The organism is Actinacidiphila sp. bgisy144, from assembly GCF_057708105.1.
In genome coordinates, this window is the sequence record NZ_JBYIRM010000079.1 from 1 (window position 1) to 4,800 (window position 4,800).

Annotated in this window: 4 protein-coding genes; 3 read left to right on the forward strand and 1 reads right to left on the reverse strand. The window is 71.1% G+C overall.

What is annotated here, in order from left to right; all coding sequences use genetic code 11:
* The first annotated feature begins 261 nt into the window (after positions 1–261).
* A complete protein-coding gene (locus AC3EVP_RS36685) occupies positions 262–1,731 on the forward strand; it encodes a ricin-type beta-trefoil lectin domain protein (RefSeq protein WP_435138063.1) in 1,470 nt (489 codons plus the stop codon).
* Positions 1,732–1,758: 27 nt separating this feature from the next.
* Here the strand turns inward: AC3EVP_RS36685 and AC3EVP_RS36690 are convergent, their stop codons facing one another.
* On the reverse strand, positions 1,759–2,493 hold the full coding sequence (locus AC3EVP_RS36690) for a FadR/GntR family transcriptional regulator (RefSeq protein ID WP_335980151.1): 735 nt from the start codon (positions 2,491–2,493) through the stop codon (positions 1,759–1,761).
* Positions 2,494–2,695: 202 nt separating this feature from the next.
* Here AC3EVP_RS36690 and AC3EVP_RS36695 point away from each other — a divergent pair, with 202 nt between their 5' ends.
* Together AC3EVP_RS36695 and AC3EVP_RS36700 are read left to right on the forward strand one after the other, a co-directional pair.
* Positions 2,696–3,226 (forward strand): gluconokinase, encoded by a 531-nt coding sequence (locus tag AC3EVP_RS36695; protein ID WP_435138066.1) that lies wholly within the window; start codon positions 2,696–2,698, stop codon positions 3,224–3,226.
* Between the two features lie 154 nt (positions 3,227–3,380).
* Positions 3,381–4,778, forward strand: a complete 1,398-nt coding sequence (locus tag AC3EVP_RS36700) for a GntP family permease (protein ID WP_435138069.1) — start codon at positions 3,381–3,383, stop codon at positions 4,776–4,778.
* Positions 4,779–4,800: the final 22 nt, after the last annotated feature.

Genomic DNA, 4,800 nt, shown 5'->3' on the forward strand with positions numbered 1-4,800 from the left:
CCGTGATGACGGGCCGCCGCACGGCACCCGCACCTGTGCGGCCATGAAGGCGGTGTCTGCGTGGACCGGGCCGACCGGTCCACGCAGACACCGCTTCGAGCCCGCCGACCGGTCATCGCACTCCGAAGCGCCACGCTCGTGGACACCCGCTCGGCCCGCACGGACGCCCCTGTCCTCCGCCGGTGGCCTGGACGTGATGGCCAAGCCACCGGCCACCGGCCAGGCCAACCAGCAGTGGACACACACCGCGAGGAGACCGCAGTGATCAGCACAGTCACGCGCATGACCGCCGCCCTGGCAACCGTCGCCCTGATGGCGGCCGGGTTGCTGGCAGGCGGTGGCACGGCACACGCCGCTTCGGCGACCGCCGCCGCGTCCACCAGCCAGTTCCACGGAGTGAACTGGGCCGACCCGGACGACAACTTCATCACAGGCCCGAACGTCCCCGTCGGCCTGTCGACCTCGGACAGCTACGCGACCGCCTACACGAAGTCCACGGCCATCCTCACAGGCTTCCAGAACCTCGGGGCCAACACCGTCCGGATGGGGTTCAACGCGGCGACCACCTCCGGGACCTGGTGGAACACCTACACCGCGGCCCTGGACGCCGCCACCGCGCTGGGCATGAACGTCATCGTGGCCCCCTGGTTACAAGGCGGCAAGGTGAGCGACAGCGCGTCCTTCTACCAGATGTGGGACACGATGATCGACAAGTACGGCGGCCACGGCAACTTCTACTTCGACATCATGAACGAGCCGTACGGGTACGACGCCACGGATCTGACCGACTTCGAGGCCACCTGGCTCGCGCGCTACCCCGACCTCCCCCGCGGCCACGTGATCGTGCCCGGACTGTACTCCGACGGAAACCTGTGTGCCGTCGGCGCCGACTCACGCCTGTCCGGCACACTGCTGTCGATCCACATCTACGGCATGTTCGGCGACTCGCACACCACGGAGGCCGCATGGGTCAGCGACTTCACCGGCAACCTGTGCGGGAACGCCGACCGTGCCGTGCTGACCGAGTTCGGTGTCCCCATGAACACCGGCGTCAACTACAACGGACCCAAAGACGGCAACAACGACCTGTCGTACCTGTACGCCATCACGGACACGGTGCGCAGTATGGGCATCGGCTCCGTCCTGTGGACGGGTGTGAAGGGCGCGACCCAGAGCCAGGGCCCCGGGCCCTGTGAGAACGCCTCGTGCGCCATCACCACCCTGAGCGGCAGCGGCACCGACCTCTCGGTGGGCGTCACCAACCAGTCCGGCCTGGACCGCCTTCAGTGGGGGTGGGGCACGGGCGGCAACCCCGGCGGCGGCAATGGCGGCGGAGGCGGCGGCACCAGCGGGGTGCTGCGTGGCGCCGGTTCCGACCGCTGCCTCGACATTCCCAACGTCAGTACGGCCAACGGCGTGCAGACCGACATCTGGGACTGCAACGGCGGCACCAACCAGTCGTGGACGCTCAACTCGTCGCAGGAACTGGTCGCGTACGGCGACAAGTGTCTGGACGCCTCGGGCAAGGGCGGCACCGCCGGCACACCGGTGATCATCTACGACTGCAACGGCGGCACCAACCAGCAGTGGAGCCTCAACGCCGACGGCAGCGTGACCAACGTGCAGTCCGGCCTGTGCTTGGACGTGACCGGCGCCGCCACGGCCGATGGCGCGTTGGTGGAACTGTGGAACTGCAACGGCGGCAGCAACCAGAAGTGGTCCCGGTCGTAGCGCCCCGGTGACGCTCGGGGGCGGTCCCTACGGCGCCAGGATGTCCAGCTCGCGCAGCGCTCCGACGCAGATCTCCCGCATCAGGGACTCCGCGGCGACCGCGTCGCTCGCCCGGACGGCCTCGGCCACCCGCACGTGCAGGGTGACCGCCTCCGGATCGGGCGCGGTGAACATCACGTGGTGCTCGGTGCGTCCGGTGAGCACCTCGGCCACGACGTCCCCGAGCCGGGCGAACATCTCGTTGCCGGAGGCGTTCAGCACCACGCGGTGGAACGCGATGTCGTGCACCAGATAGGCGGCCAGGTCCGCCGCGCGCCCCGCCGCCGCCATCTCCGCAGCCAGCATGGTGAGTTCGCGGCACTGTTCGGGCGTGGCCGTGGCCGCGGCCAGTCCGGCGGCGACCGGTTCCACCGCCGTGCGCAGCGTGGTCAGCGACCGGAGCTGGCGGGGCCGGTCGGCGCCGGCCAGCCGCCAGCGGATGACGGCCGGGTCGAACACGTTCCACTCCTCGGTGCGGCGCACGGTGACGCCCACCCGGCGGCGCGACTCGACCAGGTGCATCGCCTCCAGCACCCGCACCGCCTCCCGCACCACCGTGCGCGAGACGCCGTAGCGGGACTCCAGTTCGTCGATCCGCAACACCGTGCCGGGCGGGTGCTCGCCCGAGGCGATGGCCGGGCCGAGTTCGGCCAGCACGCGGGAGTGCAGGCCGCCGCCCGCACTGCGCTCCCGCTGGTCGCGCGGGGAATCCTGCTGAGGCATGCGCCAAGCGTAGAGCCGACCGGGCGGCCGGTCCGCCGACCGGTCATCACAGTCGTATGACGTTTGCTTCACATCCTCTTGAATAAGTAGTACCTATGGGTGTTCAGTGGTCGCCACGCCGCCGGACGGGGCCCCTGACCACCACCCGGCGGTGTCCGAACCCGTCCGACACCACGGAACACCCCGCAGAAAGGGAGGAAGCATGACGGCCGCCGCCTCCGCGCCGCTCCCCGTGATCGTGGTCATGGGGGTTTCCGGCTCCGGCAAATCCACGGTCGGCGGCCTGCTGGCGCAGCGCCTCGGCGTGCCCTACGCCGAGGCCGACGACTTCCACCCGGCGGCCAACATCGCCAAGATGTCGGCCGGCCACCCGCTGAACGACGCCGACCGGGCTCCCTGGCTCGACGCGATCGCCGGATGGATCGCCGAACGCGGCGACCGCAGCGGCGTGGTGAGCTGCTCGGCACTGCGCCGCCGCTACCGTGACCGGCTGCGCGCCGACGCGCCCGGCCTGTTCTTCCTCCACCTGGACGGCCCGCCGGAGCTCATCGCCTCCCGGCTGGCCGCCCGGACGCAGCACTTCATGCCGTCGGGCCTGCTCGCCTCGCAACTGGAGGAACTGGAGCCGCTCGAAGCCGACGAGGCGGGCGCGGTGGTGTCCATCACCGGCGGTCCGCAGGAGATCGCCGAACGGGCGCTCGCCGCACTGCCGCAGCGCCTGGACGCCGTCTGACCGCTGTCTGACCGCCGGAACCTCCCCGTTCCGCGCGGACCGCCCCCCCACCCGTCGCCGCCCGCCCCCGCACGTTCCCGCACGTTCCCGCACCTTCCCCGGTGTGCGTGCCCCGCTGTCCCCGCCCCGCTGTCCCGTCCCCTTGGAGCCTCTCGTGTCCGCACTCAGCGTCGAGCTGCTGGCCGCCGCCACCCCGCCCCCGATCGCCGACGCGGGCCACACCCGCCTCGCGCTGGCCGCGCTGGCCGGCATCGCCGTCATCGTGCTGCTCATCACCCGCTGGAAGGTGCACGCCTTCCTGGCCCTCACCATCGGTTCGGGGGTGCTCGGCGCGGTGGCCGGCGCGTCGCTGGCCGACACCGTCACCAGCTTCACCACCGGGCTGGGCTCGACGGTGGCGAGCGTCGGCACGCTGATCGCGCTCGGCGCCATCCTCGGCAAGCTGCTGGCGGACTCCGGGGGCGCGGACCAGATCGTCGACACCATCCTGGCCAGGACGAGCGAGAAGCGGCTGCCCTGGGCGATGGCGCTGATCGCCGGCCTCATCGGGCTGCCGCTGTTCTTCGAGGTCGGCATCGTGCTGCTGATCCCGGTGGTGCTCCTGGTGGCCCGGCGCAGTGGCCAGTCGCTGATCCGGATCGGCATACCCGCGCTGGCGGGCCTGTCCGTGATGCACGGCCTGGTGCCGCCGCACCCGGGTCCGCTGGCGGCGATCGACGCGATCCACGCGGACCTGGGCACCACGCTCGCGCTCGGCGTGCTGGTCGCCCTGCCCACCCTGGCGATCGCCGGCCCGCTGTTCGGCCGCGTCGCCTCCCGCTGGGTGGACGTCACCCCGCCGGACCGCATGACGCCGGCCCGGGCCTCCGACGAGCTGGAGCGCCGTCCGAGCTTCGCGGGGACGGTGTGCACGATGCTGCTGCCGGTCGTGCTGATGCTCTCCAAGGCGCTCGTCGACGTCATCGTGGACGACAAGAAGTCCTTGGTCTACCGGGTGTTCGACGTCATCGGCACCCCGCTGATCGCCCTGCTCGCGGCCGTCGTCGTGGCCATGTTCACGCTCGGCCGGGCGGCCGGCTTCAGCAAGGACCGCATCTCCGCGACCGTGGACTCCTCGCTGATGCCGATCGCCGGAATCCTGCTGATCGTCGGTGCCGGCGGCGGGTTCAAGCAGACCCTGATCGACTGCGGCGTCGGCAAGATGATCCTCGACTGGTCGGACGGCTGGCACATCTCCGCGCTGCTGCTCGGCTGGCTGATCGCGGTGCTGATCCGGGTGGCCACCGGCTCGGCGACGGTGGCGATCATCTCGGCGTCCGGCCTGGTCGCCCCGCTCGCCGCGAACATGTCGAGCACCCACACCGCGCTGCTGGTGCTCGCGGTCGGCGCCGGCTCGCTGTTCTTCTCGCACGTCAACGACGCGGGTTTCTGGCTGGTCAAGGAGTACTTCGGGATGGACATCCCGCAGACGCTGAAGACCTGGTCGGCGATGGAGACGGTGATCTCGGTGGTCGCCCTCGGTTTCGTGATGCTGCTGTCGCTCGTCGTGTGAGCCGCGGGGGGGGGGGGGGGGG

Excerpts from the sequence above, each read along its gene's own strand:
- AC3EVP_RS36690 (WP_335980151.1), bottom strand. The coding sequence starts at position 2,493 with ATGCCTCAGCAGGATTCCCCGCGCGACCAGCGGGAGCGCAGTGCGGGC.
- AC3EVP_RS36695 (WP_435138066.1), top strand. The coding sequence starts at position 2,696 with ATGACGGCCGCCGCCTCCGCGCCGCTCCCCGTGATCGTGGTCATGGGG.